This window comes from Flavonifractor sp. HCP28S3_F3 (assembly GCF_052065355.1).
In the GTDB taxonomy this organism is placed as follows: Bacteria; Bacillota; Clostridia; order Oscillospirales; family Oscillospiraceae; genus Flavonifractor.
This window is the reverse complement of the sequence record NZ_JBQHUF010000004.1, coordinates 195,475-221,077: the sequence shown is the minus strand read 5'-3', so window position 1 is coordinate 221,077 and position 25,603 is coordinate 195,475. Positions and strand designations below refer to the sequence as shown.

The window sequence follows — 25,603 nt, the reverse complement described above, 5'->3', positions numbered from 1 at the left end:
CGGCCGCCCCGGGGACCCATCGCAGATGGGGCGGCGCTTTGCGCCGTACAAGCGTTTTGCGCTGGAGGCGCAAAACCTTGGCGCAGGGCCAATTCATTTGGCCCGAGCAAGTAAGATTGCCTTTGGGGACCCAGGCGGGCTTGCCCGCCTGGGATGGCCGGATCCCCGCGCCGCTGCAGAGCCTGAAAAACTAATAGAAAAAAGGCCGCCGATCGGCGGCCTTTTTTTCAAAAGGAGGATTTCTTATGCCTACCTATCGTTCCGCCTGTCCCTACGACTGCCCTGAGGGCTGCTCCCTGCTGGTGGAGACCGACGGGGACCGGATCACCGCCATCACCGGCGACCCGGCCAACCCCTATACCAACGGCTGGGTGTGCGCCAAGCTGCGGGACCTGCCCCAGTCCATCCACAGCCCGGAGCGCATCCTCACCCCCCTCCGCCGGACGGGGAAAAAGGGGGAGGGTAAGTTTGCCCCCATCTCCTGGCAGGAGGCGGCGGAGGAGATCGCCGGACGCTGGAAGGAGCTCATTGCCCGATATGGGGCGGAGACCATTCTGCCCTACTCCTACGCCGGTACCATGGGAGCCGTCCACCGCAACTGCGGCGAGGGCTTCTTCCACGCCCTGGGAGCCAGTGAGCTGGTGCGCACCCTGTGCAGCTCGGGCAAGTCCGCTGGTTGGGAAAGTGTGATGGGGAAGTCCTGCGACCTGTCCCCCTGGGATGTGGCGGAGAGCGATTACATCCTGCTGTGGTCCACCAATGTGCCCGCCACCCGGGCCCACCTGGCTCCCATCATCCGGCAGGCAAAGACCAAAGGAGCCAGGGTCATCCTCATTGACGTGTATGAAAATCCATCCGCCGTCCTGGCGGACGAAAGCATTCTGGTCAAGCCGGGGAGCGACGGTGCTCTGGCCCTGTCCATCCTCCAGGTACTGGCGGCGGAGGGCCTCACCGACGAGCAGTATCTCGCCGCCCACACCACCGGCTGGGGGTCGCTGAAGGCCACCCTGGACCGCTGGACGCCGGAGGCCACCCAGGCCATCACCGGTCTGGAGCCGGAGACTGTCCGCACCCTGGCCCGGGCCTACGGGAGGGCCAAAGCCCCCTGCATCGTGCTGGGCAGCGGTTTCTCCCGCAGCGGCAACGGCGGCGAGGCCACCCGGGCGATCGCCGCCCTCCCCGCCGCTGTGGGCGCCTGGGCCAAACGGGGCGGCGGCACCTATGGGGTGTGCTCTTCCCCCAGCCTGGTGGATAAGTCCCTGGTGAAGCTGCCCCGGCTGGCCAAGCCCGGCACGCAGCGGGTGAACATCAACCAGCTGGGACCCGCTTTGGCTGGTGAGGGGGTCCGCACCCCCATCCACAGCCTGTATGTCTACCACGCCAACCCGGCGGCGGTGACCTCCGACCAGAACGCCGTCCTCCGTGGCCTGGAGCGGGAGGACCTGTTTACCATTGTCCATGAGCGATACATGACCGATACGGCCAAATACGCCGACATCCTCCTGCCTGCCCCCTACATGGTGGAGACCGAGGACTTGTACACCCCCTACGGCTACCGGCAGATTCAGTACGTGCGCCCGGTGATCGACCCGCCGGGAGAGGTGAAGGGCAACTGGCAGGTGTTCTCCCTGCTGGCCCGGGTTTTGGGTGTAAAGGACTCTCACTTTCAGAGAAGTGTCGGGGAGCTGTGCCGGGAGATGGTGGAGGGCTGTCCCTATCTGACGAAGGAGCAGAAGAAACAGGTGTTGGCGGGGGAGCCGGTGGTGCTGGACGCCCCCTTCCCTCTGCCAGTGGAGACGGCGGACGGGAAAATCCATCTGGCCGACCCCGCCCCCATCACCTGGTATCCCCCCCACGGCGGGGAAGAGCCTTTCCGGCTGGTGTGCGCTCCGGCGGTCCATACCCTCAACTCCTCCTTCAATGAGAGCGGGGCGCTGACCGCCCTGCGGGGAGAGATGGCGGTGCGGATGAACAGCGGAGACGCCGCCGCCCTGGGCCTGTCCCACGGGGACCGGGCGGTGCTGTCCAATGAGCTGGGGGAGATGACCTGTCCGGTGCTTCTGGACCGGAAAGTGGCTCCCGGCACGGTGGTGGCCGAGGGGGTCTATCCCGGCAAAAACACCGTCAATTGCCTGACCCACCCCCGGCTCAGCGACCTGGGCGAGGCCACCACCATGAACGACAACACGGTGCTGATCCGCCGGGCGTGACTTGAAAAAATTTCCGTTGGACGCGCCTTTTTTCTCTGGTCAAATCTTCCTGAGCGGTGTATGATAAGCATATACCATTCCCACTGCAAAAAGATAAGGAGTGACGTCACTATGATGATCAAATTTGACACCTCCAACGCGATCCCGTTTCTGCCCCAGGACTGGCTGACCAGCCGGATGGATGCCCTGGAGAGCGGCCGGACCAAGCTGGAAGACGGCAGCGGTCTGGGCGGCGACTATACCGGCTGGGTGCACCTGCCCCGGGACTATGATAAAGAAGAATTCGTCCGCATCCAGGCGGCGGCGGAGCGCATCCGCAAGAACTCCCAGGCCCTGGTGGTCATCGGTATCGGCGGTTCCTACCTGGGCGCCCGTGCCGTGGTGGAGCTGGTGAATTCCCCCAACTTCAACCTGACCCACAAGGACGGTCCCGACATCTACTTTGCCGGCAACGGCCTGTCTGCCGACGCCATGCTGGAGGTCATCGACCTCATTAAGGATAAGGACTGGTCCATCAACGTGATCTCCAAGTCGGGCACCACCACCGAGCCCGCCGTGGCTTTCCGTATTTTCAAGAACCTGCTGGAGGAAAAGTACGGCAAGGAGGAGGCCCGCAAGCGCATTTATGCCACCACCGACGCCAAGAAGGGCGCCCTGAAGGGCCTGGCCGACGCCGAGGGCTACGAGGAGTTCGTGGTGCCTGACAACGTGGGCGGCCGCTACTCCGTGCTCACCGCCGTGGGCCTGCTGCCCATCGCCTGCGCCGGCGTGGATATCGTGGAGCTGATGGCCGGTGCTCAGGAGGCCATGGAGGCCCTGGCCGTGCCCGGCGCGGACAACCCCGCCTGGCAGTACGCCGCCGCCCGTCACGCCCTGTACACCGCCGGCAAGAAGGTGGAGATCCTGGTGGGGTATGAGCCCTCCTTCCGCTTCTTCGGCGAGTGGTGGAAGCAGCTCTTCGGCGAGACCGAGGGCAAGGACGGCAAGGCGCTCTTCCCCGCCAGCGTGGAATTCACCGCCGACCTGCACTCCATGGGCCAGTACATCCAGCAGGGCGAGCGGCTCATGCTGGAGACCGTGGTGCGCTTTGAGAAGAGCCGCGGCACGGTGGCGATCCCCCACGACCCGGACAACGTGGACGGCCTGAACTTCCTGGCAGGCAAGGACCTGTCCTTCGTGGCCGAGCAGGCCATGCGGGGCACTCTGCTGGCCCATGTGGACGGCGGCGTGCCCAACCTGATGGTCACCGTTCCCGACCGCTGCGCCAAGAGCGTAGGCGCGCTGATCTATTTCTTTGAGTACGCCTGCGGCCTGTCCGGCTACCTGCTGGAGATCAACCCCTTCGACCAGCCCGGCGTGGAGGCCTACAAGAATAACATGTATGCTCTGCTGGGCAAGCCCGGCTACGAGGATAAGAAGGCGGAGCTGGAGGCTCGCCTGGGCTGAGCGGTCTACTTCGGAATTTTTTGTGAACTTCAGCAAATCAGTTGCAATCCAACGGCAAAAATGGTAACATAAATGCACCAGGCCGGGGGCGAGTCCCGGCGTACTAAGAAGGAGTGATAACTATGGTGAGAGTGATCATGGGCGTCAAGGGCACCGGTAAGACCAAGCAAATGATCGAGCTCATTAATTCCGCTGTGCACAGCGAGAACGGTAATGTTGTCTGCATTGAGCGCGGGCCCAAGCTGACTTATGATATTCACTATAAGATCCGTCTGGTCGAGGCCAGCCACTACGACATGGGCAGCTATGATTTCCTGAAGGGCTTCATCAGCGGCCTGTATGCCGGCAACTACGACATTACCCATATTTTCATCGACAGCCTGACCAAGATCGTGGGCTCCGAGGCCACCGATCACGCTGTTGAGGACTTCCTGGACTGGCTGAACAGCTTCTCCGAGAAGAACAACATCAAGTTCACCGTCACCATCAGCGCCGACGCTTCTCTGGCCACTGAGGGCATCAAGAAGTATTTCTGAGCGGCCAAATAAATTGCACGTCGAAAGCGGCGGATGGGCATCCATCCGCCGCTTTTTGTCCGGCGCGTATAAAAAATCTGCGCGTTCCATCCTTGGAACGCGCAGATTTTTTGTTTATCCCTGCTGCTTGAGCAGATTCTGTTTGATGTCCCATAGCCGCTGGGACAGATCCACGTAGTAATTGTGGGGGTTCTCGAAGCGCTTGACCTCGTCCCACAGCAGGTCAATCTGCCCGGCGCACCAGGCTCGCATCTCGGCGATGGGAGGAGACTGGTATACCCGCTTGCCGCCCCGGAAGATGGGCACCAGCAGCTCCTTGGCGGTGAAGTTGGTGAATACGCTCCGCTTCCAGGTGGCGTCGGGATCAAAGAGCTCCAGAGGCCGGGTGTCGTCCACCACCTCGTCGTGGAGGGTGATCAGGTCGGCAAAGGCCTTTCCGGTCTCGTTGTCGAAGAGCCGGTACACCTTCTTGAAGTGAGGATTGGTGATCTTGTCCGGATTGGCGCTGATCTTGATCTTGGGGATGATGTTCCCTTCCTTGTCCTCCACAGCCGCCAGCTTGTACACCCCGCCGAACACCGGCTCGCTCTTGGAGGTGATCAGCCGCTCACCCACGCCGAAGGAGTCGATCTTGGCGCCCTGGAGCAGCAGATCCCGGATGATATACTCGTCCAGGGAGTTGGAGGCCACGATCTTGCACTCGGTGAGTCCCGCCGCGTCCAGCATTTTTCTGGCTTTCCGGGACAGGTAGGTCAGATCGCCGCTGTCCAGCCGGATGGCGCAGCTGGTGATGCCCTGAGGCAGCAGCACTTCCTTGAACGCGCGGATGGCGTTGGGAACGCCGGACTTGAGCACGTTATAGGTGTCCACCAGCAGGGTGGCGGAGTGGGGATAGAGCTGGCAGTAGGTCTTGAAGGCGGTGTACTCGTCGGGGAACATCTGGACCCAGGAGTGGGCCATGGTGCCTCCGGCGGGGGAGCCGTACATCTCGTCAGCCAGGGTGCAGGCGGTACCGGCGCACCCGGCGATATAGGAGGCTCTCGCACCCAGCAGGGCCGCGTCGGGACCCTGTGCCCGGCGGGAACCGAACTCGCTCACCGGCCGTCCGTCCGCCGCCCGCACGATGCGGTTGGTCTTGGTGGCGATGAGAGACTGGTGGTTCAGGGTGAGCAGCAGGAAGGTCTCGATAAACTGAGCCTCAATGGCAGGTGCGCGGACAGTGAGGATCGGCTCCCGGGGGAAAATGGGGGTGCCCTCGGGCACCGCCCAGATGTCGCCGGTGAAGCGGAAGGTCTTCAGGTACTCCAAAAAGCCTTCGCAGAAGCAGCCCTTGTTCCGCAGGTAGGAAATATCCTCCTCGTCGAAGTGGAGCCGCTCCACGTAGTCGATGACCTGTTCCAGGCCGGCGGCGATGGCAAAGCCGCCCCCGTCGGGGACGTTGCGGAAGAAAATATCAAAGTAGCAGATCTGGTTGGCGTATCCCTCCGTCTGGAAGTAGCCGTTGCCCATGGTCAGCTCGTAGAAATCGCAGAGCAGGGTGTAATTCATATGTTCCTTCATGGCGTTCAAACCTCCCGGTTGACGACGGTGATTTGGAGCGTCTCCATCAGCTCCAGGGCGTTGGCGTGGAGCCTGGGGTCGGGCCCGGCGGTGCAGGAAGCGTCCACCACCAGCTCGGCCTCCGGCAGCGCGGCCTTGGCCACGATGGCGTTGGACAGCACACACATATAGGACACCAGGCCCACCAGCTCAATGCGGTCATAGCCCTGCCCCTTCAGCCAGTCTCCCAGCCACAGGGAGGGGAAGGTGGGTTTGCAGATGACCGTATCCCGGCTCTTGTCCAAAGCCTGTCCGGTTTTGCCGTAGAGCTGCCAGCCCTCGGTGTTCATCAGGCAGTGGGGCACCGGCAGCTTTCTGCCCTCCTGGGTGTCCAGGTAGGTTTCCTGGTGGGTGTCCAGGGTGAAGGCCACGTCGTCCCCGGCGGAGCGATAGGCGGCAATCTTTTCCGCAATGGGCCCGTCCAGCTTTTCCGCGCCGGGAAAGCCCAGAGCGCCGTCCACAAAATCCTTTTGGTAGTCCACCACCAGCAGCAGCTTCTTCATGGGCAGGTACCGTCCTTTCTGTCAAGACACCTGTCTATTCTATTCCCTTGTTTCCCCAATTGCAAGGCTTTTCTCAAAACAGGGGTAGGGTAGGGGCCGTCCGTGGAGATGGATGGTCCCCACCTGGGTGAAGCCCATCTTCCGGATCAGGGCCTGCATCCGGTCATTGAGGGAATAGGTGTCGATGCGCATGGCCTTGAGCCCCTGCTGGAGGGCCAGCTCTTCCGCAAAGCGGAAGAAGGCCGCTCCCACGCCGCTGCGCTGGCAGACGGGGTCCACTGCCATCCGGTGGATGACCATGGCCGGGCGGGGGGTAGTCCAGGGCAGGGGGTCATACTCGGGGGATTCGCTGGTGTTGAAGCAGGCCACCCCGGCCAGAGCGCCGTCCACCAGGGCGGCGTACAGCTCACCCCGGCTGATGTCGCCGGCGTAAAAGTCCCGGGTAGGGTAGTCCTCTCCCCACTGGGGGTTGCCCAGCTGGTTCATGTGGACCACCGCCCGGCTTACCATGGGCCAGATGGCGTCCAGATCCTCAGCCCGGGCGGGGCGGATCACGATATCGGCCATCTTCCTCACTCCGCCAGGGGGGTGGGGCCCATGGCCTGGTGCAGCTCGTCGGTGACGGCGCCCCGGAAGAAGCACAGGGCGAAGCGGTGCATGTCCTCCAGCTTGGCGGGCACCGAGTCGGCGGTCAGCTGACCGGCGGCGGAGAAGTCCCCGTCCAGGATGAACTTGACCTCCTTGTCGCCCTGGTTGCCGCCCACCAAACCGGGACCGGCGTGGAACTTCATCTTGTAGCCGCCCACCAGGGGGGTCTCCACGTCCAGCGCGCACTTGGTGATCTCAGATTCCTCCACGTCGGGCTGGCCCAGGATGCCCAGGTACTGGTCCCGGATCAGATCGTCCCACAGCTGATCCTCCAGGCCCAGCCGCTTGCGGGAGATGGCGTTGACGTACCGCAGACCGATGCGCTCAAAGAAAGCGGGCTGATAGATCTGGATGAACTGGGCCAGAGGCTGATCCAGCCGGGCGGCAAAGTCCTCCCACCGCTGATAGCTCAGGGTGGACAGGGCGATAAAGTTCTGGGTCAGGTTCAGCTTCCACCGGCCGTCCTCCGAGACGAAGTGGTAGTTGGTGACGGGCTTCTGGGGCTCCAGCGCGGTGGCGTTCCCCTTCTTCACCACCTTGGGCGGCAGCTGCTCCTGCCGGGCCATATACCGGGGGAAATCCCGGCGGACCGCCTCCTGGAAGGCGGCGGGCTCATTGGCGCCGATGGACAGGATGGTGGGGAAACGGAGCTGGCAGATGACCTCCACCAGGGGGGAGCGGGCGTACTGGATCCGCTCATATGGTGCAAACAGCATGATAGGCTGCTCCTTCCTATATCAGAATGGTTCTATTTTATCCCGGAACGCCATGGATGTCAAACGCTTCCCACCTTGCAAAGACTGGTACAGGCGGCTATAATGCAGGTAAGAACAACAAGGAGGCGTACAGTATGGAACTGGAACTGAAGCATGGTGACCGCACTGCCCGGGTGGAGACTCTGGGGGCCGAGCTGGTGTCCTACCGGGACGGGACCGGCCGGGAGTACATCTGGAACGGGGACCCCGCCTACTGGCCGGGCCGCAACCCTCTGCTCTTCCCCATCGTGGGGGGCCTGAAGGACGGCAAGATCCACGTGAAGGGCAAAGAGGTGTCCATGGAGCGCCACGGCTTTGCCCGCCGGCAGGAGTTTACCGTGGCCGCTCAGGGCGAGGACTGGGCGGAGCTCACTCTGGAGCAGAATGAGGCCACGCTGGCCCTCTATCCCTGGTCCTTCAAGCTGACGGTCCGTCAGCAGCTCACCGATGACGGCTTTGTCACCAGCGTGACGGTGGCCAACACCGGGGACGAGCCCATGCCCTTCTGCGTGGGCGCTCACACCGGCTTCCGATGCCCGCTGGACGAGGGGGAGTCCTTTACCGATTATGAGATCAAATTCCCCCAGAGGGAGACCTGCAAGACCCTGGTGCCCGACGGGGAGGGGATGGACTGGAACCGCACCCTGCCCTGCCTGGAGGACACCGATACCCTGCCGCTGGACTACCACTGGTTCGACCAGCTGGACACCCTGATCTTCAAGGGCCTGAAGTCGGAGTCGGTGCGCCTGGTGAGCCGGAAGAGCGGCCATGGGGTGGAGGTATCCTTCCCCGGCTGGCCCATGCTGGCCTTCTGGACCATGCCCCATAAGCAGGCGCCCTATCTGTGCATCGAGCCCTGGCACGGCTGCTCCGCCGTGGCCGGTGAGGGCCCGGAGCTGGCGGACAAGGCCTTCTGCATCACCCTGGCTCCCGGCGAGAGCCGCACCGTAAGCTATCAGGCAAAGACCCTCTGACGGAGGGTCACAGCCGGGCGACTCCTGTGGCGCGGGCGGTGTCTGCCACCGCCTGTGCCACGGCGTCTGCCAGGCTCTTGTCCAGGGCGGAGGGGAGGATATATTCCGCACTCAGCTGATGGGCGGGCACCAGTCCGGCCAGAGCCTTGGCGGCGGCCACCTTCATCTCCTCGGTGATCTCCTTGGCCCGGACGGCCAGGGCACCCTTGAAGATGCCGGGGAAGACCAGCACGTTGTTGATCTGATTGGGGAAATCGGACCGGCCGGTGCCGATGACGGCGGCGCCGCCCTGTTTGGCCTGGTCGGGCATGATCTCCGGGGTGGGGTTGGCCATGGCAAACACGATACCCTGCTTCATGGTGGATACCATTTCGGCGGTGACCAGGTTGGGCCGGGACACGCCCACAAAGGCGTCGGCTCCCTTCAGGGCGTCGGCCAGAGTGCCGTGCTCGTGGTCCAGATTGGAAATGTGGGAGATCTCCTCCTGACCGGGGTTGAGGCCGGAATCCCCTTCGCAGATGATGCCGCCCAAATCGCACATGACCACATTGCCGAAGCCCATGGAAATGAGCAACTTGCCGATGACGATGCCGGCGGCCCCGGCTCCGTTGATGACGATCTTCATCTGTCCCAGCTGCTTGCCGGTGACCTTGGCGGCGTTGAGCATGGCGGCGGCCACTACGATGGCGGTGCCGTGCTGATCGTCGTGGAACACGGGGATGTCGCACAGCTCCTTCAGCCGCCGCTCCACCTCAAAGCACCGGGGGGCGGCGATGTCCTCCAGATTGATGCCGCCGAAGCTCTTGGAGATCAGATAGATGGTCTCCACCAGCTTGTCCACGTCCTTGGTGTCCACGCAGATGGGGAAGGCGTCCACTCCGGCGAATTCTTTGAACAGAGCGCACTTGCCCTCCATCACCGGCATGCCGGCGGCGGGGCCGATATCCCCCAGACCCAGCACGGCGGAGCCGTCGGTGATGACAGCCACCAGATTGCCCCGGCGGGTGAGCCGGAAGGATTCCTCATAGTCCTTGACGATGGCCCGGCAGGGCTCGGCCACGCCGGGGGTGTACAGCAGGGACAGGTCCTCCCGGGTCTCCACATGCTTGCGGGCCACCACTTCGATCTTTCCTGCCAGCTGCCGGTGCAGCTCCAGGGATTGCTGATTTACATCCATTTTGATTCCTTCTTTCTAAGCTTAGACCATCGCTTCCGGGTGAAAGACCTCGTCGAAGCGCTCTGGGGTCAGGAAGCCCAGGCTGATGCAGGCCTCCCGCAGGGAGATGCCCTCAGCGTGGGCTTTTTTTGCTGTTTTGGCGGCGTTTTCATAGCCGATGTAGGGGTTGAGGGCGGTGACCAGCATCAGGGAGTTGTGCAGGTTCTCCCGGCACTTGTCCCGGTTGGCGGTGATGCCCTCCGCGCAGTGGACCCGGAAGGAGTCCATGCAGTCGGTCAGCAGGCGCACCGATTGCAGGAAGTTGTAGATGCACACCGGCATGAACACGTTGAGCTCAAAATTGCCCTGGGAGGCCGCCATGCCTACCGCCACGTCGTTGGCCATCACCTGGACGGCCACCATGGTCACCGCCTCACACTGGGTGGGGTTGACCTTGCCGGGCATGATGGAGGAGCCGGGCTCGTTCTCCGGGATGTGGATCTCACCCAGCCCGCACCGGGGACCGGAGGAGAGCCAGCGCACGTCGTTGGCGATCTTCATCAGGTCGGCGGCCAGGGCCTTCAACCCGCCGTGGGCAAAGACCAGCTCATCCTTGCTGGTGAGGGCGTGGAACTTGTTGGGGGCGGTGACGAAGGCCTTCCCCGTCAGCTCTGCCGCCGCCTGGGCCACCGCGGTATCGAAGCCCTTGGGGGCGTTGAGCCCGGTACCCACGGCGGTGCCGCCCAGGGCCAGCTGCCGCAGGGGCGGGAGAGCCAGCTCCAGCAGAGCCTTATCCTGCTCCAGGCTGGACCGCCAGCCGCTGATCTCCTGGGCCAGGGTGATGGGCACCGCGTCCTGAAGGTGGGTGCGGCCGCTCTTCACCACGTCGGCATTTTCCGCCTCCAGCCGCTTCAGCACGTCGGTGAGAGCGTCCAGGGCGGGGAAGAGCCTGTCCTCCAGCCCCACAGCCGCGGCGATGTGCATGGCGGTGGGGAAGGTGTCGTTGGAGGACTGGGACATGTTCACGTGGTCGTTGGGGTGGAGCAGCTTCTCACCCGCCAGCTCGTTGCCCCGGTTGGCGATGACCTCGTTGACGTTCATGTTGGACTGGGTGCCGCTGCCCGTCTGCCATACCGCCAGGGGGAAGTGCCCCTCCAGCTTGCCGTCCAGGATCTCCCGGCACACCTGACAGATCAGCTCATACCGGCGGTCGTCCAGCTTTCCCAGGCTGTGGTTGGCCGTGGCGGCGGCCTGCTTCAATATGGCAAAGGCACGGATGATCTCTGCCGGCATCTTCTCCGTACCGATCTTGAAATTCTCATAGCTGCGCTGGGTCTGGGCACCCCAGTAGCGGTCTGCGGGCACCCGCACTTCGCCCATAGTATCGTGCTCGATCCGATATTCCATCCGCTGAACCTCTCTTTCTCCCGCCCGGAGGGGCGGCGTGTCTCATAAATGCCATTATACACCCGCGAGGGCGGCAGGACCATGAAAAATTTTACGCCGGGGGCTGTCTTTTTTGCAGCCCCCGGCGTATTCTGTGCGCTTTTGTTTAGTTAGACGGGTCCAGAGTGATGATCTGTGCCTCACTCAGAGGAGCGCCGGTGTCGTCCAGCCGGAACAGCTTACCCAGCACGGCGCCATCCACGATCTCCACCGTTTCCAGGTCTGCCTCTCCGCCGGGCAGCTGCGTCACCGTCAGCATTTGGCCGTTGGCGGCATACTGGGCGAAGTAACAGATCTCCGGGGCGGCGGGGAAGCTCTCATCCAGAGCCTCCAGGAAGGCGGCGATATCCACCAGGCCGTGACCGTAGTAGATGTCGTAGCCCGGCTCACCCAGGTCGGTGGCGGAGGCGCAGAGCAGCTGCATAAAGGCCTCCGGGGTGATGTCCGGACAGCGCTGCTTGGCCATGGCGGCCATGGCGGTCACCATGGGGGCGGCAAAGGAGGTTCCCTCCCTGGTGGCCACGCCGCCGTCCGGGTAGAGAGACTGGATGTCTGTGCCCGGGGCGGAAACGGTGACCTGGTCGTTGAAATAGGAGTAGCTGTCGTCGAACACCACCTGCTGTCCGTCCTGCCTGCAGGCGGACACGCTGACCACGCCGTCGAAGGATGCGGGATACATGTAGATGCTGCTGCTCTGGGTCTGGCCCGCTTTGTAATTTCCGGCGGCGGCCACCAGGATGATCCCGGCATCCAGCGCCCGGCGGCAGGCCTCCTCCATAGCCTGGGCGGCATTGTTGCCGCCGATGCTCAGGTTGATCACGTCCACACCCTGCTCCACGGCGTAATCGATGGCCGATACCAGATGGGCGACTGTGGCGTTTCCGTTTTTGGTCACGCAGATGGGCAGGATGGTCACATCGGGGGTCACCCCGTCCACGCCCATGCCGTTGCCCACCTGGGCGGCAATGACCCCGGCCACAAAGGTGCCGTGCCAGCCGTCCACGCCGCTGGCGGTGCCCGCCACATCAAAATAAGGCAGGATGTTCGCCTGGTCAAAGTCTGTGTGCTCAGCCCAGACGCCCGAGTCAATGATGGCTACCGTCACTCCGTCGCCCCGGGCATCGAAGCGTCCGCCGGCATCGGTGTGTTCCCAGGCGGCCTGGGCATTCGTCGCCAGCAGGTTCCACTGGGTGGGGGTATATTCGCCTGCGTCCAGCAGCTCCAGCCGGTAATTGGGCTCGTAATACTCCACCAGCCCCAGCTGGTCCATGGCCTGGACGGTGTCCAGGTCCTCCACCAGGCAGAGCCCCTCAGACACCTCCGAGCAGCTGTCTGTGCCCAGCAGGGTCAGACTGTCTGCCTCTCCCGTTTCATTCAGGCGTACCAGGTAGCCGTCAAAGTCTGCCGCCGGTTCTTCCGCCGCCAGTACAGGGAGAGGAACAGCAAGCGAGACAGCGGTTAGAATCGTCAGGATCAAAGCAAGAAAACGTCTCAACCGGCACACCTTCCTCCAGGATAGTCTGCGGGGACCGCGCAGCGGTCCCCGCAGACTTCATTGTCTCATATGTCGCAGTAATTTTCAACCAGCTTCGTCACGAAGCGGGCCAGGAGGGTACTGACCTCCATACGGCTGGCGCTCTGCAGGGGAGCGAAGGTGTTTTCGCCCACGCCCTCTACAAGGCCGGTCCGGGTGCAGTAGTCCACATCTTCCGTTGCCCAGGGGCTGATGCTGTCGCTGTCAGCAAAGTCGATGCTCTCGGAGCTCTCGTTCAGGGTCCAGCCCAGGTAATCCAGGAACCGGCCCAGGAACACGCACATCTGCTCCCGGTTCACCAGGTCGTTGGGACCGAAGGTCTGGGCGTTGTAGCCCTCGGCAATGCCGTTGGCCACGGCCCACTGCACCGCGTCGCGGTACCAGTCGTCGGTCAGGTCGGTGAAGGTGACCTCGCCTTCCGCCGCCGGGCTGCCCGCCATGCGCCACAGCACGGTGACGAACATGGCCCGGGACATGGGCATGTCGGGGGAGAACAGGTTCTCGCCGGTGCCCTGGAAGAGCTCTCTGCGGGAGGTGAAGTCGATGTAGTCGGTGCCCCACAGTCCGGCGATGTCGTCGAAGTCCACGCTGCCGGGAACCAGGGTGTAGTCACCCATGCCCACCACGATGTACTGGACGCTGCCGTCGGAGACCAGGCACCAGGGCAGGATGGACACGTTGCCGTCCAGGTCGGTGTACTGTACCACCAGGCCGTCCTTTGCCTGACTGGGCTGCACGATCAGCCGGTTCACATCGAAGCCGGTGGTCAGAGTGCCCTTGGGGATGAAGAGGCTCAGGCCGTCGCCGGTGAGCACAACATCCACCTTCTGGTTAGCCTGCACCACCGTGGCGCAGTCCGCGCTGGTCAGGTCGTCCTTCACGGACTTGATGTGGTAGACCACCGCGCCGTTATGGTCGGCGGCCAGCCGGTCCAGGTTGGAGTAGGTTCCGGAATCGATATAGGAGGATTCGACGGTCACCAGGATCACGTCCACACCGTTCCAGTAATCGCTTGCCGGATCCGCGTAGGCCGGCGCGGAGGCGTCCGAAACGGCCTTTGCCTTGAGATCATACGCGGCCTGAGCGGTTTCCACAGCCTCGCGCAGCTGCTCCAGCTCCTCCTCGGTGGGAGGCTCCTGTCCCTCCACGGGATTCTTGCTCTCTTCCTCTGCGGCGGCCAGAGCTTCCTTGGCGGCGTTCAGCGTCTCGCCTGCGGCCACCAGCTCGTCGATCACAGCGTCGTCCACTCCGTAGACGCCGCGTACCGCGATCATATACTGGTTTGCCTGCAGAGCGGTGAAGGTGGTGGCCTTCAGGGTAGCGGCCGCATCGCTGGCCGGATGCCACACGATGTCGTCCACGCTGCTCTCGGGAGTATCCAGCGCCAGGAAGTCTGCCAGGGTGGGATCCAGAGGCTCGCCGCTTTCGTCATCAATGGCGGGCTCATATTTGGGAGCGGGCACGATGGCGAATTCATACGCTCTGGAGTTGCCGCCGGTAATGGTGGCAACCGCCTGTCCGTCCTTTGCCGAGTGGTTGGAGGCGGGCAGGGTGGCGCCGCTTACCGTGATGGCGTCGTCGGCCACAGTCACCGGCAGGGTGTTCACGTTGGCGGTGTCCACCGCGTCCCGCACCACCACCAGGTAGTCGCCGGGCTTCAGGTTTTCAAAGGTGTACTTAAAGCCGTTGTCCTTGTTGACCGCGGTCCAGACCAGCTGAGTGTCGCCGGCAAGGCCGCTGAGATCATAGTCGGCGGGTACGATGACGGCCTCGTAGCGGGCCAGATAGCTGTTGTCCGCCTTGTTGGAATCACCTTCGTTGTAGGTGCCGCCGGTGGCGGTGCTCAGGTCCACATCCACCTTGCCGTTGGTCCGGTCCTGATCCCAGGAGCCGGTGGGTGTGGCGGTGCAGCCGGTGAGATCCAGCTTTATGCTGCTCACGGTGATGGAGAGCTGGTTCTCGTTTCCGCCGGCGTCTGTGGCGGTCAGCGTATAGGCGCCGTTGTAGGAGATGGGCAGGGAGCCGTAGAGGTTCTTGCCCTCCTGGGTGTTTACCTTGTAGCCGTTGATGGTGACGTTGGTGATGTTCGAGGCGGTGGCGCCCTCCTTGTAGGCGCCCCACAGCAGAGCCTTGGTGTTCTCATTGAAGGTCAGCTCCAAGCCGGGCAGGTCCCCGTCCACCTGACCCATGTACACCACCTTGGCGGTCCAGGTGTTGTCGTTGTTTACGGTGCGGGTCCAGTAGATGCCGTTGCCGCTGATCTTGAACACGGCTCCGCCATCCTCCTGAGGCAGCATCTTTGTAAAGTCGCTGCCGTCGAAGGAGTAGACCTCATGGGTGTTGCTCTCCGTCTTCGTGTTGCCGCTCTCCTCGGTAAAGGTGATGTTCAGCTTGTTGATGTCATTCTTACCGATGGGGGTGCCGGTCCACTTGTCGGCATCCAGATAGAAGTCCGCGTCGTACTGGGGTACGCTCACCGTGTCGGGATCGCCGCTGACGCTGGTGTTGAACCAGTCCACGATGAGGGTGGTGCTGGTGGTATTGCCCGAGATGTCTGCCGCGGTGATCTCATAGTTCCCGTTGGCGCTGATCTCACCAAAGTCGTACCTCCAGAGCAGGCTGTCCTCGCTGCCCGTATCCAGCACGGTCACGCCGGCGGAGTTGGCGTCATACCGGGTGCCGTTGATGCTGAGGTAGGACAGACCGTTGTTGTCCAGCACATAGACCGACAGGGGGATGGTAGTGCCAGAGCTGCTGTCGATGGAGGCGGTGGCAGGGAAGCTGCGGCTCCAGATAAAGAGCGGGTTGACCCCGTCATAGTCCGGAACAGGAACCGTGCCGCCGGAGTACTGCTCCACCAGCCGGTCGAACCAGGCATACGCGCTGGTGACCTTCACCGTAATGGTGTAGGGGGTGTTGTCCGGGTTAGTGCCCAGCTCGATGCGGGTGGGCGTGCTGCCGGCGGTGCCGGTGTAGGTGCCGCCCCGGAAGCCGGGGTAATCCGGGCTGGTGATTTCCACCGTGCCGTCGAAATAGAGGTCGAAGGACTCAGCCACAGTGCGGAAGGTGAAGGTGGCGCCGGTCTCGCCGTAGGACAGGTTGCCCCGCAGCGGAGTTTCCTTGTTGCTGCCTTCGCCCCAGCTGGGCATGTTCTGGAACTTCCAGTTCTGGTTCAGACCGTTTTCGTCATAAACCGAGCCGTCGACGTTTTTGAAGGTGAAGGCGCCGTTATCATTGTAGATGTCGATGCCCTCCATGGCGTCCGTCACGGTAAAGGCCACGGCGTATTCGCTTTCGGTGTCGGCGTCGTACAGGTGGATCACGCCGGTGCCCGCCTTGGACGGAGTGATGGACAGCACGCCTTCGGTGGCTCCGGCGTTGGCAGAGCTCTGCCGGTAGTTGAGGATGCCGATGTTCATGCCGTCCTCGTCGCCGATCTCCGTGACGCTGAGGGCGGGATTGGTGCCCCGGCTGCTGACAGCCGACACGGGGATCAGGGTAGTGGTACCCATGGGGATAATGAGGGACGGAGGCGCGGTGTAGTTGGTCAGAGCCTGGACCACGGCGGTCTGGGCGTTGTTGGCGGAGTTGTACTCCTTGTGCTCAGCGGAGAGCAGACCCACGTTGGAGCTGGTGGAGTCAGCCGCGCTGAACAGCTCGATCTTCAGCTCGAAATGCTCCGACTCGCCCATGGTGAATACCGAGGAGGGTACCTGGATGGTGCCGTGTACCTTCCGGCCGTAGCCGGTACTCAGATCGTCGCTGCCGTCGGTCGCGTTGTAGAGCCTGAGGATGCCGTTGGCCAGGTCCGCATCCGTGCTGGCGTCCTGGGTGGTCAGCGGCACCTGCTGATCCACGGTCAGATTGTTGTTCGTCAGAGGAAGCACAGCGTAGGTGGTCTCACCGTTGGCGTCGGTGCCGGTGGCGTAGGCGAACTGGGCATAGACGCCCTTGGCGTCCGCGGAGCCCCGGTTGGCGGCGGTGAATTCCACGTTCAGCGTGGTGGTGGTACCGTCTGTCGACAGCTCAGCCACGGAGACCTTCAGATCCTCCACACCCAGGTCGGGAAGCTCCTCCACGGTGAACAGGTCGATGGTCACCGGGGAGCCGCCGGCGTAGGACTGGTCCTCCGTCAGGGTCAGGGTGAATTTGTCGCCTGTCTGCAGATCCCGAGGCAGAGGGAGACAGTCGCCGTCCAGCATCAGGGTCTGGCCGGAGCGGATGTTATCCTGGATGGTCCAGGCTGCGATGTCCTTGCCGGCCACAGAGAGGGTGGCGGTGATGGGCTGGTTCTCGCTGCCCCGGAAGGCGGTGTCGCCGGTGTTGACCACGCTGAGGGACACATAGAGCTCACTGCCCACGCCGAAGTCGGCCTGGCCGAAGGAGATATCGCCCTCGCCCAGCTTCTGGGAACCCTTGCTGTAGCTGATGGCGTACATGCCCAGGGAGCTGTTCATACCGTTTGCATCGTATTTGGGCATGACGGTGTACTTGGTCTCGCCGCCGCTGGTGTAGCTGGCCACCTCCAGTTCGCTGAGGGCGCCCTGGGTGACCACCAGCAGCTCGCCGTTGACACCCTGGATGGCCTGGATGTTGGAGAAGGTCAGGCTGCTCTTGTCGCCCAGGTCATCGGGATAGGCCTTCAGGTTGTCGATGATGTCGTCGGCGTAGTCGGGATAGAGCTGCTTCACCTCATCCTCGGTGAGGTTGTAATAGGCCGCCTGGGTGGTGCGGTCGCCCCAGCCGTAGCGGATGGAGGCCTCATAGGTATCCATGTTCCGCATGGCCAGCATGACGCCGTCGCCCCAGGTGTTGGTGTTGGCGTCGTAGGCCGACAGGTACAGGGCGTTGTTGGTGGTGTTGGGTACGCTGCCCACATATACCGCAAACAGATTGCCGTCCTGATCGGCGCCGATGGTGACCTCCAGCTTGCCGGAGGCGTCCTGAGTCTTGCTGCCGTCCTCGTTCTCCAGCATCTGGCCGGTGAAGAAGGGGTGGATGGTGCCGGTACCGGAGGTGGTGATGCTCTCCAGACTGTCATCCAGAATGATGTAGGTGGCGCCATTCATCTCGAAGAGCAGGAAGGTGTGCTCTGCCACGGCCTGGGTGGTGAAGCTCTCCTCCGTGCCGGTGAGCATGTCGGCGTCGATCTGAGCGGTGAGGAAGCTCAGGTTGGAGAAATAGGGGCTGTCGTGCGCGGTGACAAGGCCGCTGTTGTTGTAGACGCCGTCGGTGCCCTTGTCCAGGTCATAGTCCCGGGTGGTCCGCAGCAGGTAGGGGGTGCCCCAGTCGATGGTGACTGCGCCGCTGTCGTCAGAGGTCATTGTCACCTTGCGCAGGAACAGACGGTTCACGGTAATGTGGTCGCCGTCGGCGTAGGTGTCCTGCTGGGTGGTGTAGGCCAGATAATAGGCGCCATCCAGCTGGGTGAACTCCACATTGCTCAGGGTCTGGTTATCGGCCAGCGCCACGGACTCCGTCATCCAGCCGCTGCTGGTCTGATAGGCCAGATTCAGGTTGGACTGGGTGCCCAGGGTGTCCAGAGAGGACTTTTTGACCGTTTTCAGGTAGTCCAGATAATCTTCGTCGGCCATGGAGCTGTTGTCCAGGAAGTCGGTGTAGGCCTTGTATGCCGTGCCGTCGTCCTGGGTCAGGGTGCTGCCGAAGAACATCACGCTGCCGTCGCCCAGAGAGGCGGGGGAGAATACATAGCCGATGCTGTCGGAAGCTCCGTTGCCGTCGCCGCCTGCCCGTACGGGGGTGCTGAAGCCGGAGTCATTGCTGATAGCGGGCTCGCTGTCGCCTTCCGTGGAGGTGGGTGTGCTGGTGTACTTCCACGACGCGGTCTTGAGCACGGTGTTCTGGGCGGCCGTCTTCAGCTGATTCTGGAGATAGGCGTTGTAGTTTGCCAGAGATTGATAATAGGCAAACCACTCGTTGTAGGAGTTCAAGTCCGCGGTGTAGGCCGCCTTGGCATCTGCCAGACTGCCGTAGGTGCCGGCGGAGCCGCTCTTGTACTCCGTCCATGTGGTGCCCGGAGTGGTCTCCTCACACCAGCCCTTCTGTTCGTCGGTCAGGCCGTCATAGGCCGCTTTGTCGTATGTCGTGCCTGTGGTGGTGTAGTAGGAACCAGCTTCAGGCTTGGCAATGGCCTGATAGTTGTCCCCGTCCATGCCGCCGTAAGGATCTCCGGAGGGCTTGGAGGGCTCTGTCGGAGCCTGGTCGGCATAGCTCACCCAGGCGGTGTGGATGGTGTAGGTGGTGGTGGAGCCGCTGGTGCTCTCCTCTACCCACACATCGAAGTCCAGATCGCCGGTGGCGTCGTCGTCCAGCACGATGTACAGCTGATTGGTGTTGCTGTTGTCGTAGGGGTTGGCCAGGCCGTACTTGTAGGCGGGCGCCTCGCTGGTGCCCGTGTTGACCCGGGTCAGCTCGCTCATCACCAGCTGGGGCACATCAACGCCGGTGGCGTTGCTGCGGGAGATGGTGTAGACGATGAAGTTCCGGTCGCCGGCGGTGACAACCTTGTAATCTCCGCCGGAGAGCATGTCAGTGCCCAGGTTGGCCGCATCCACGCTGCTGCCGTAACCGGAGAGCTGGAAGGGCACGTTGGGATCGGTGGGATCATAGGCCTGGGTGCTCAGCTCGGGCTGGGCGTTGTCCTGAGGCGTGTAGAGCTTCTGCTCGGTGCCCTGAGGCAGGCGGATGGTGACACCCTCATACCCGTCCTCCGACAGGCTCTGGATGCTGCTGTTCATGGCGGAGGTGCTTTTGGTCCACTCGCCATCCTCATACGAGATGTTGTAGGAGATGGCGTCCAGCTCGAAGGTGAAGAAGAGCAGTACCACCCGCAGGCCCAGGCCGATGGAGAAGTTAAAGCTGTCCACCGAGGCGGGCTCATACTTGTTGTCGTTCGACCTGTCCTCATCGTAGGGATCGTAGTTTTCGTTGTACACGCCCAGCAGGAAGGTGGCGTCCAGGCTGGCCTTGGCGTACAGCTCCAGCTTCAGCAGCTCCACGCCCAGACCGGCGCCGATCTCCAGCGCCAGGGAGGGAGTGATGGAGATGCCCTTCCAGTACACCTCGTTGCGGATGTCCTGGATCTCAGACAGGTAGGAGATGGTGCTCACGTCCATGGTGTTCTCTTCATCGTAGTCCAGGGCGCGGATGACCACCTTGACCTCTTCGTCCAGCTTCATGCCGTCCTGGGTCTTGAGCACCACCTGGGTGTCGCTCTTGCCGTCGGAGGTGAGGAAGCCGCTGAGATATTCGGAAGAGTAGATGCCGGAACCGGGCACGATCTCTGTCCGCTCAGAGGGCACCCAGTCGTCGCCGTCCTTCTGATAGACCTCGATGGAGATCTTGCCGTCGAAGCGGATGTTGAAGGCCTTGTAGTCTGTGATGAAGGACCAGCTGGTGGCCTCGTCATAGGCGGCCATGGCCTCGTCATAGGAGTTGTAGTTTCTGCTGTTGTAGAAGTACCCTACCTGGCCGCCGGATACCTGGGCGGCGGTATAGCTCTCCTTTTCGGAGTCGGTAAGCACGCCGTACTGGGTACCGGTGAGGAAGTACGCCTTGGTCTCCAGATAGACTTCTCTGGCGCTGTCGGCGGAAGTATAGGTGGCGCTGTCATAGTAGTAGCCGTCTACGCCCAGGGGAGAGTAGTTCTGCTTCTGCTCACCGCTGAGCTTGTCGTAGTCCGCCTGGGTGATCACCGCGCCGGTGGCCGAGGGCCTGGTCATGTAGGTCAGCTTGACCTGATTGTCCACGGTGGCGGCGTTCTTGGCGTTTATTCTGGGGGTATCCACCTCCACGGAATCCCGGATGACGCCCAGACCGGTGACTGCCTCGATGCCCGCGTTGACCTGGAAGTAGACATACACGATGGGGCAGACGGTCAGACGGAACTGGAGCCGGAAGCTGAGGGAGGCGGAGCAGGAGATGGTCATTCCCTCAAAGTAGTAGTCGTTGTCCAGGGGATTGTACTCAAAGAGGAAGGCCATGCCCACCGCAAAGCCCACGCTGAAGCTCATGGACCGGAACTTGCTCTTGTCCATGGGGGAGGCGGAGGGCTGAGGCGCGGCGGAGGTGGCGGGCGGTGTGGTAGAGCCGCCGCTGGGAGGCGTGGTGGGCGTACCCGTGGCCGCAGACGGGGCGGGAGAGGGGTGCGTCCGGTTGTACTCCGTCTGAGCCTTCTTATAGCTCTCGTCGCCCCGGAACTGGCTCTGCTTGAAGAAGGTCTGGAACTGGGTCCACGCTTCCTTGTTGGTATCGGCAAAACCGGCGCCGTCCTTGCCCACGGAGCCCAGAGGCAGGCCGATGGCGAAGCCCACCTGATTGCCGTTCATCAGAATGGTCACATAGTCGGTGGCCGCGATCTGCGTGGAGCCCAGGTCGATGCCCAGATCCAGGTTGAACTCAGGCATTGAGCTGCCGGACTCGTCCATGTCGATCCCGCCCACGTCGGGGGAGTCACCGTTGCTCATCTGCTTGAGGTACTCCGCGTCGGGGAAGGTGGAGTAGCCGCTGAGGGTGACGCTGTCGGGAACGGCGGAGCTGCCGGAGGGGTTCTGCAGGATCTGATCCGTGGTGAATTCCTGCTCCTGGCTCACCAGAGCGAAGGTGGTGGCGCCGGTGAAGGAGCTCAGGTAGCCGTTCATCTTGTTCAGGCCATCGGCGGTGTAGGTATAGCCGCTGAGCGCGCCGTAGTCGTCCCGGGTCATGGTGTAGGCCGAGGTCACCTCGGTAGGACCGGCCACGCTGTTCTCGATGGTGATGGGCTCCGGGTTGGAGATGGTGTAGAGGATCTTGCCCTGGAAGTTGGGGGACCAGGTGTAGACAGTCTCGCCATTCTCCGTTTTCAGCTCAGGCGGGCTGTAATCGCCGCCCAGGGGGATGTCCAGGGTGGTGCGGGCGTTGGCCGCCTCGCCGTACATCACATGGTTGTCGGAGGAGTAGTCCTCAGCCGCGCTGGAGCTCTGCTTGGTCTTGCCGCTGACGATGTAGCGGTAGCCCTTCTGCTCGTCGGTGAGCTGAGAGTAGGCGGCGCTGTCCCGGTTCAGGGAGGTGGTAAAGGCGGGCAGGACCTGAGCCCGGTCGCTGTCGCTGGCCCCTTCGGGCAGCACCAGACTGCGGGGAGTCATGGTGTAGCACACCTTAATAAAATACTGGCAGTACTGCCCGGCGTCGTTTTTCCTGGGGGCAAGGAGGGTCTCATTGATGGAGCCGGCCTCGATGTAGCCGCAGAACTGGTCGCCGCTGGTCTCGTCCAGCGTAAAGCTGGAGTTGGTCTCGTTGTAGCTGCCGTCGATCTTGCCGTTGCCGTTGCCGTCCCAGTAGACGGCCATCCAGGAGATGGCAGTGGTCATGGCGCTCTGGCCGGTCTGATAATCCTCGTGATAGTAGATCACGCTCAGGTTGCCGGCCAGGTCGCTCTCCCGCAGGTAGATCCGCTGGTTGCCGGGATATACCTTGCCGTTGATCAGCAACAGGTCGTCGGGATCCAGATTGAACTCCACCCACTGAAGGTTTTTGCCGCTGAAGGACCAGGTGGTATCGTTCAGACTGGTGGGCTTGGCGGTGGAGGTGCTGGTGGTGGTGGTGCTGAAATCACCGGTGTTGGAGTCGAAGGTGCTGTAACCGTAAGTAATGTTAGCATTTACGCCGGTGGTAAAGCCGTGATCACTTCCGCCGTTGTAGCCGTTGAGGGGGTAGCTGTACTTGGTGGTGTCGATGGTCTGGCCATCCTCCGCCCGGGGAATGGAGGGGGAGAAGTCCACCGTGACAGTGGCGGTGCGGGAGTAGCACACCCGGAACTTGTACTGAGCGTTCAGATCAGCCTGGTTCAGCGGGTTGGAGGCGCTGCCCACCAGCGTAAAGGTGTAGGACTTGGAGGCCGCGTCATAGGAGCCGTTGCCGAACTTGGTGAACCGGTTCCAGGTGGCGCCGCCGTCGGTGCTCTGGTACACCACCACGTTCTCCGGCTGGTAGCCTGCGGGGACGGTGCCGGCGGTGACCTTGATGGTGGAGCCCACGTAGAGCCGGTTGGAGCCGTCTACGCCGCCCTCGCCGCTGACGATCTCCACCTTGGGCTGGAAGCCGCTGTAATTGGAGTCGGTGAGCACGGCGCAGCTGTCAGGGGCGGTGTTGGCGTCGTTGGGGGTGGATACCTCGGTGTAGAACGCATTGGAGGCAAAGGTCCGGCGGGTCAGGTCCAGTTTCTTCAGCCAGACCATGCTCTTGTCGTTCAGGGTATCTGTTTCACCACTGCTGTAGGACTGGAAGGGCATGTCGATGACCATGTCCAGCTTGCCGGAAAAGCTGAAGGAGCCGGAATAGCTGCCGCTGAAGGGATTTTTGAAATTCTGGTTGTCATCCGAAGCCCGGATGGTCCAGTCCTTGTCCCAGGGTCCGCTGCCGTACCGGTTGATGTACCGGGGGTTGTAGATCAGGTTCCAGCTCCCCTGGGAGAGGATGAAGCGGGGCATGGTGTAGGAATACAGATATGAGAGCCCGCTCAAAGAGGCGGTGTCATGGCCCATCCGGGTCTCAATGGAGGCGTTGTATCCGCTGAACAGCTGCCCGGAGATGTCGGCCGAACCGCCCATAGCCTCCCAGCCGCTGGCCTTTAGCTTGGCGGTGGCGTCCCGCCGGCTGAACAGGGCGATGCCCTTGTCCAGGGTTACTTTCACTGCGCCGTTGTAGTCCTTGCCTACGCCGCTGATTTCATCACCCTTCTGGTTGAGAGAGGTATCGCTGCCGGGATCATCAGTGATCTCCCAATAGCCCTTCTGGGCGGCGTCCACCGTGCCGCCCCAGGCGTTGGAGGGGTTGGCAAAGCTGATGACCTTCAGGGAAGGGGCGTAGGACTGCAGGGAGAGATCCCCGTCGCTGCCCGGGTCCACCAGGGTGGAGTACACCGATTCCGGTTCCTCCCCAGCCTGCTGGATGCCGGAGACGGCGCTGCTGCCCGAGTTGGCGGCGGTACCGCTCTCCACCACGCCGGAGGACACGTCTACCGCCTCCGGGTCATAGAGCTGGGTGGCCAGGTTGTCCCCGGTACCCGTGCCGGAGTTGAAGAGGTTGACCCGCACGGTGCTCTGGGTGAGCTGGCAGTCATCGTCGCCCAGCAGCTCAGACAGGTTGATGTCGAACCACACCTGCTCGTCGGTGGCCACGCCGTCGTCGATCAGCTCCACCGTCACCGGCAGGCTGGTCACCCCGGCGTAGAACATGAGGGTGCCGCTGGTGGCGGCATAGTCCTGCCCGGCCAGAGCGGTGCCGTCGGCGGTGGCGTACTGCACCGTCACCGGGGTCTGGGTGCCGCCCACCCGCTGGATGGTGACCTCAGCGGTGCCGTCGGCCTTGTCCACAGTAACGTCGGAGACGATAAAGCCCAGGGTGCTGGGCTCAGGCTCGTTGATGTCCTCCACCCGCAGCAGCAGGGTGTCGGCGCCCTCCAGCACCTGGCCGCCTTCGCAGCCCCAGATGGTGAGAGCGGCGGTCTCCTCCGCCTCGGCCAGCTCGTCGGGAAGGGCGTCCACATGGATCTCCTTCACCCACTCGCCCTCGGCGAAGATCAGCTCAAAGGCCCAGCCGCTGTAAGGGTCGTCCTCGCCCTGCAGGTCCAGGGCGGTGTAAGTGGGCTCGGCGTTCAGATCCAGGTCCGCGGGAGCCTCGGGAACGACCTCTTCCTCTGGCCGCTCGTAGGCCTCACCCAGCAGGGACACCGAGCAATAGTCCACGCCGTCCACGGTGTAGACGCAGCGGTAGTCGTAGCTGCCGCTGTCAATGAACTCCAGGTCCGCCGGGACCTCCGCGGTGGTGGCCTCGTCGATATCCTGCCAGGTGTCCTCATAGAGAATCTGCCACTGGTAAGCGTCCGCGGCCTGGGACAGACGCAGGATATAGCCCTGCTCGTCCGGGTCGGCGCTCACCGAGGCGTTGCCCACCTGAGGGGCGGGGGGCATGCCTACCGGGTCATACTGGGCCCGAGGCAGGGGGTCCTCCACCTGGATGTTCACGTCGTCGGCGCTGATGGCGTAGTCGTAAACGGCCTCGCCGTCCTCGCCCTGGATCAGAATGGGCTCATAGGACAGGTAGGCCGTGGCCCGGCCGGTGGTGCCGCCCAGGCGGTAGACCTTGATCACGCCGCTCTCGCCTTCCTTGACAGCCAGACCGGACGTCTCAAAGGCAAATGCGCCGTAGGGGAAGGATTCCGCCCAGTTCTCGTCCACTGTCTGGGTGTTTCCCTCCGCGTCTGTATAAGTAAGGAATGTGGGAGCGGTGGATTCGCCTGCCACCACATAGGCCAGTGCGCTGCCTGATACCTGGAACAGGATCAGAATGGCCAGCCCGGCGGAAAGCAGACGCTTCCACATGGCGCTCCATCGTTTGGTACTCATACGTTCCTTTCCTCCTTCCAATTCCTCGGCTTACATCATCATGGAATCCAAAAGCTCGCCTACCGTTGCACGGATGGATTCATTGTTCTGGCTCCAGACTACGGCGTCTCCTTGCGCCATAGCAGTCCGAAACAGGTTGGGGTCTGCCAGCTTGTGGAAGCGAATGGCGCGAATGCGCCGCTCCATGTTGATGATGGCCTCGCTCCCATTGCAAAAACAAATCCGCAGCCGGTATTCCGGCAGTGCCTGAACAGATGCCACCGATGTCCACATAGCTCGATCCTCCTTTCTCCGTTGACCTTCACACACAAAAATCGGGAGCGTATCCTATGTTAATAGTATAGAATACGCTCCCGATTTCCACATCCCCCATTTGGGGGATTTATGGGGAA

The 25,603-nt window shown here is 62.6% G+C and carries 13 protein-coding genes; 4 read left to right on the top strand and 9 right to left on the bottom strand.

What is annotated here, in order from left to right:
- The first annotated feature begins 245 nt into the window (after window positions 1–245).
- The 3 genes from ACTNB1_RS06175 (at window position 246) to ACTNB1_RS06165 (ending at window position 4,192) form a co-directional block, all read left to right on the top strand.
- Window positions 246–2,210: a molybdopterin-containing oxidoreductase family protein gene (locus ACTNB1_RS06175; protein ID WP_441168387.1), complete on the top strand. Its 1,965-nt coding sequence runs from the start codon at window positions 246–248 to the stop codon at window positions 2,208–2,210.
- Between the two features lie 114 nt (window positions 2,211–2,324).
- Complete coding sequence (locus tag ACTNB1_RS06170) at window positions 2,325–3,656, top strand: glucose-6-phosphate isomerase (protein ID WP_441168398.1); 1,332 nt, start codon at window positions 2,325–2,327, stop codon at window positions 3,654–3,656.
- Between the two features lie 122 nt (window positions 3,657–3,778).
- Complete coding sequence (locus tag ACTNB1_RS06165; protein WP_441168386.1) at window positions 3,779–4,192, top strand: hypothetical protein; 414 nt, start codon at window positions 3,779–3,781, stop codon at window positions 4,190–4,192.
- A gap of 114 nt (window positions 4,193–4,306) precedes the next feature.
- Here ACTNB1_RS06165 and ACTNB1_RS06160 read toward each other — a convergent pair whose 3' ends face one another.
- From ACTNB1_RS06160 to ACTNB1_RS06145, 4 genes are read right to left on the bottom strand one after another with little or no spacing between them, the layout of a single operon-like run.
- Window positions 4,307–5,752, bottom strand: a complete 1,446-nt coding sequence (locus ACTNB1_RS06160) for a nicotinate phosphoribosyltransferase (protein ID WP_441168385.1) — start codon at window positions 5,750–5,752, stop codon at window positions 4,307–4,309.
- A gap of 5 nt (window positions 5,753–5,757) precedes the next feature.
- Complete coding sequence (locus ACTNB1_RS06155; protein ID WP_441168384.1) at window positions 5,758–6,294, bottom strand: cysteine hydrolase family protein; 537 nt, start codon at window positions 6,292–6,294, stop codon at window positions 5,758–5,760.
- A 39-nt stretch (window positions 6,295–6,333) separates the two neighbouring features.
- A complete protein-coding gene (locus tag ACTNB1_RS06150; protein WP_441168383.1) occupies window positions 6,334–6,861 on the bottom strand; it encodes an N-acetyltransferase family protein in 528 nt (175 codons plus the stop codon).
- A gap of 5 nt (window positions 6,862–6,866) precedes the next feature.
- Entirely contained in the window at window positions 6,867–7,658 is a 792-nt protein-coding gene (locus tag ACTNB1_RS06145) for a TIGR04255 family protein (protein ID WP_441168382.1), read from the bottom strand.
- A gap of 134 nt (window positions 7,659–7,792) precedes the next feature.
- Here ACTNB1_RS06145 and ACTNB1_RS06140 point away from each other — a divergent pair, with 134 nt between their 5' ends.
- Entirely contained in the window at window positions 7,793–8,671 is an 879-nt protein-coding gene (locus tag ACTNB1_RS06140) for an aldose 1-epimerase family protein (protein WP_441168381.1), read from the top strand.
- A gap of 7 nt (window positions 8,672–8,678) precedes the next feature.
- Here ACTNB1_RS06140 and ACTNB1_RS06135 read toward each other — a convergent pair whose 3' ends face one another.
- The 5 genes from ACTNB1_RS06135 to ACTNB1_RS06115 form a co-directional block, all read right to left on the bottom strand.
- Window positions 8,679–9,848: an NAD(P)-dependent malic enzyme gene (locus ACTNB1_RS06135; protein WP_441168380.1), complete on the bottom strand. Its 1,170-nt coding sequence runs from the start codon at window positions 9,846–9,848 to the stop codon at window positions 8,679–8,681.
- 21 nt (window positions 9,849–9,869) lie between these two features.
- A complete protein-coding gene (fumC, locus tag ACTNB1_RS06130) occupies window positions 9,870–11,234 on the bottom strand; it encodes a class II fumarate hydratase (RefSeq protein WP_441168379.1) in 1,365 nt (454 codons plus the stop codon).
- A gap of 145 nt (window positions 11,235–11,379) precedes the next feature.
- Window positions 11,380–12,768: a S8 family peptidase gene (locus ACTNB1_RS06125; RefSeq protein ID WP_441168378.1), complete on the bottom strand. Its 1,389-nt coding sequence runs from the start codon at window positions 12,766–12,768 to the stop codon at window positions 11,380–11,382.
- Between the two features lie 65 nt (window positions 12,769–12,833).
- Window positions 12,834–25,211 carry an S-layer homology domain-containing protein gene (locus ACTNB1_RS06120; RefSeq protein ID WP_441168377.1) on the bottom strand — a complete coding sequence of 4,126 codons (12,378 nt, stop codon included), beginning with the start codon at window positions 25,209–25,211 and terminating at the stop codon, window positions 12,834–12,836.
- 30 nt (window positions 25,212–25,241) lie between these two features.
- The gene (locus ACTNB1_RS06115; protein ID WP_441168376.1) at window positions 25,242–25,484 is read right to left on the bottom strand and encodes a hypothetical protein; all 243 of its coding nucleotides are present in this window, start codon (window positions 25,482–25,484) and stop codon (window positions 25,242–25,244) included.
- Between the last annotated feature and the right edge of the window lie 119 nt (window positions 25,485–25,603).

What these genes read in the sequence shown, in the direction of transcription:
- ACTNB1_RS06175 (WP_441168387.1), top strand. Translation starts at nt 246, where the DNA reads ATGCCTACCTATCGTTCCGCCTGTCCCTACGACTGCCCTGAGGGCTGC.
- ACTNB1_RS06150 (WP_441168383.1), bottom strand. Translation starts at nt 6,861, where the DNA reads ATGGCCGATATCGTGATCCGCCCCGCCCGGGCTGAGGATCTGGACGCC.
- ACTNB1_RS06155 (WP_441168384.1), bottom strand. Translation starts at nt 6,294, where the DNA reads ATGAAGAAGCTGCTGCTGGTGGTGGACTACCAAAAGGATTTTGTGGAC.
- ACTNB1_RS06135 (WP_441168380.1), bottom strand. Translation starts at nt 9,848, where the DNA reads ATGGATGTAAATCAGCAATCCCTGGAGCTGCACCGGCAGCTGGCAGGA.
- ACTNB1_RS06160 (WP_441168385.1), bottom strand. Translation starts at nt 5,752, where the DNA reads ATGAAGGAACATATGAATTACACCCTGCTCTGCGATTTCTACGAGCTG.
- ACTNB1_RS06140 (WP_441168381.1), top strand. Translation starts at nt 7,793, where the DNA reads ATGGAACTGGAACTGAAGCATGGTGACCGCACTGCCCGGGTGGAGACT.
- ACTNB1_RS06115 (WP_441168376.1), bottom strand. Translation starts at nt 25,484, where the DNA reads ATGTGGACATCGGTGGCATCTGTTCAGGCACTGCCGGAATACCGGCTG.
- ACTNB1_RS06170 (WP_441168398.1), top strand. Translation starts at nt 2,325, where the DNA reads ATGATCAAATTTGACACCTCCAACGCGATCCCGTTTCTGCCCCAGGAC.
- ACTNB1_RS06165 (WP_441168386.1), top strand. Translation starts at nt 3,779, where the DNA reads ATGGTGAGAGTGATCATGGGCGTCAAGGGCACCGGTAAGACCAAGCAA.
- ACTNB1_RS06120 (WP_441168377.1), bottom strand. Translation starts at nt 25,211, where the DNA reads ATGAGTACCAAACGATGGAGCGCCATGTGGAAGCGTCTGCTTTCCGCC.
- fumC (WP_441168379.1), bottom strand. Translation starts at nt 11,234, where the DNA reads ATGGAATATCGGATCGAGCACGATACTATGGGCGAAGTGCGGGTGCCC.
- ACTNB1_RS06145 (WP_441168382.1), bottom strand. Translation starts at nt 7,658, where the DNA reads ATGCTGTTTGCACCATATGAGCGGATCCAGTACGCCCGCTCCCCCCTG.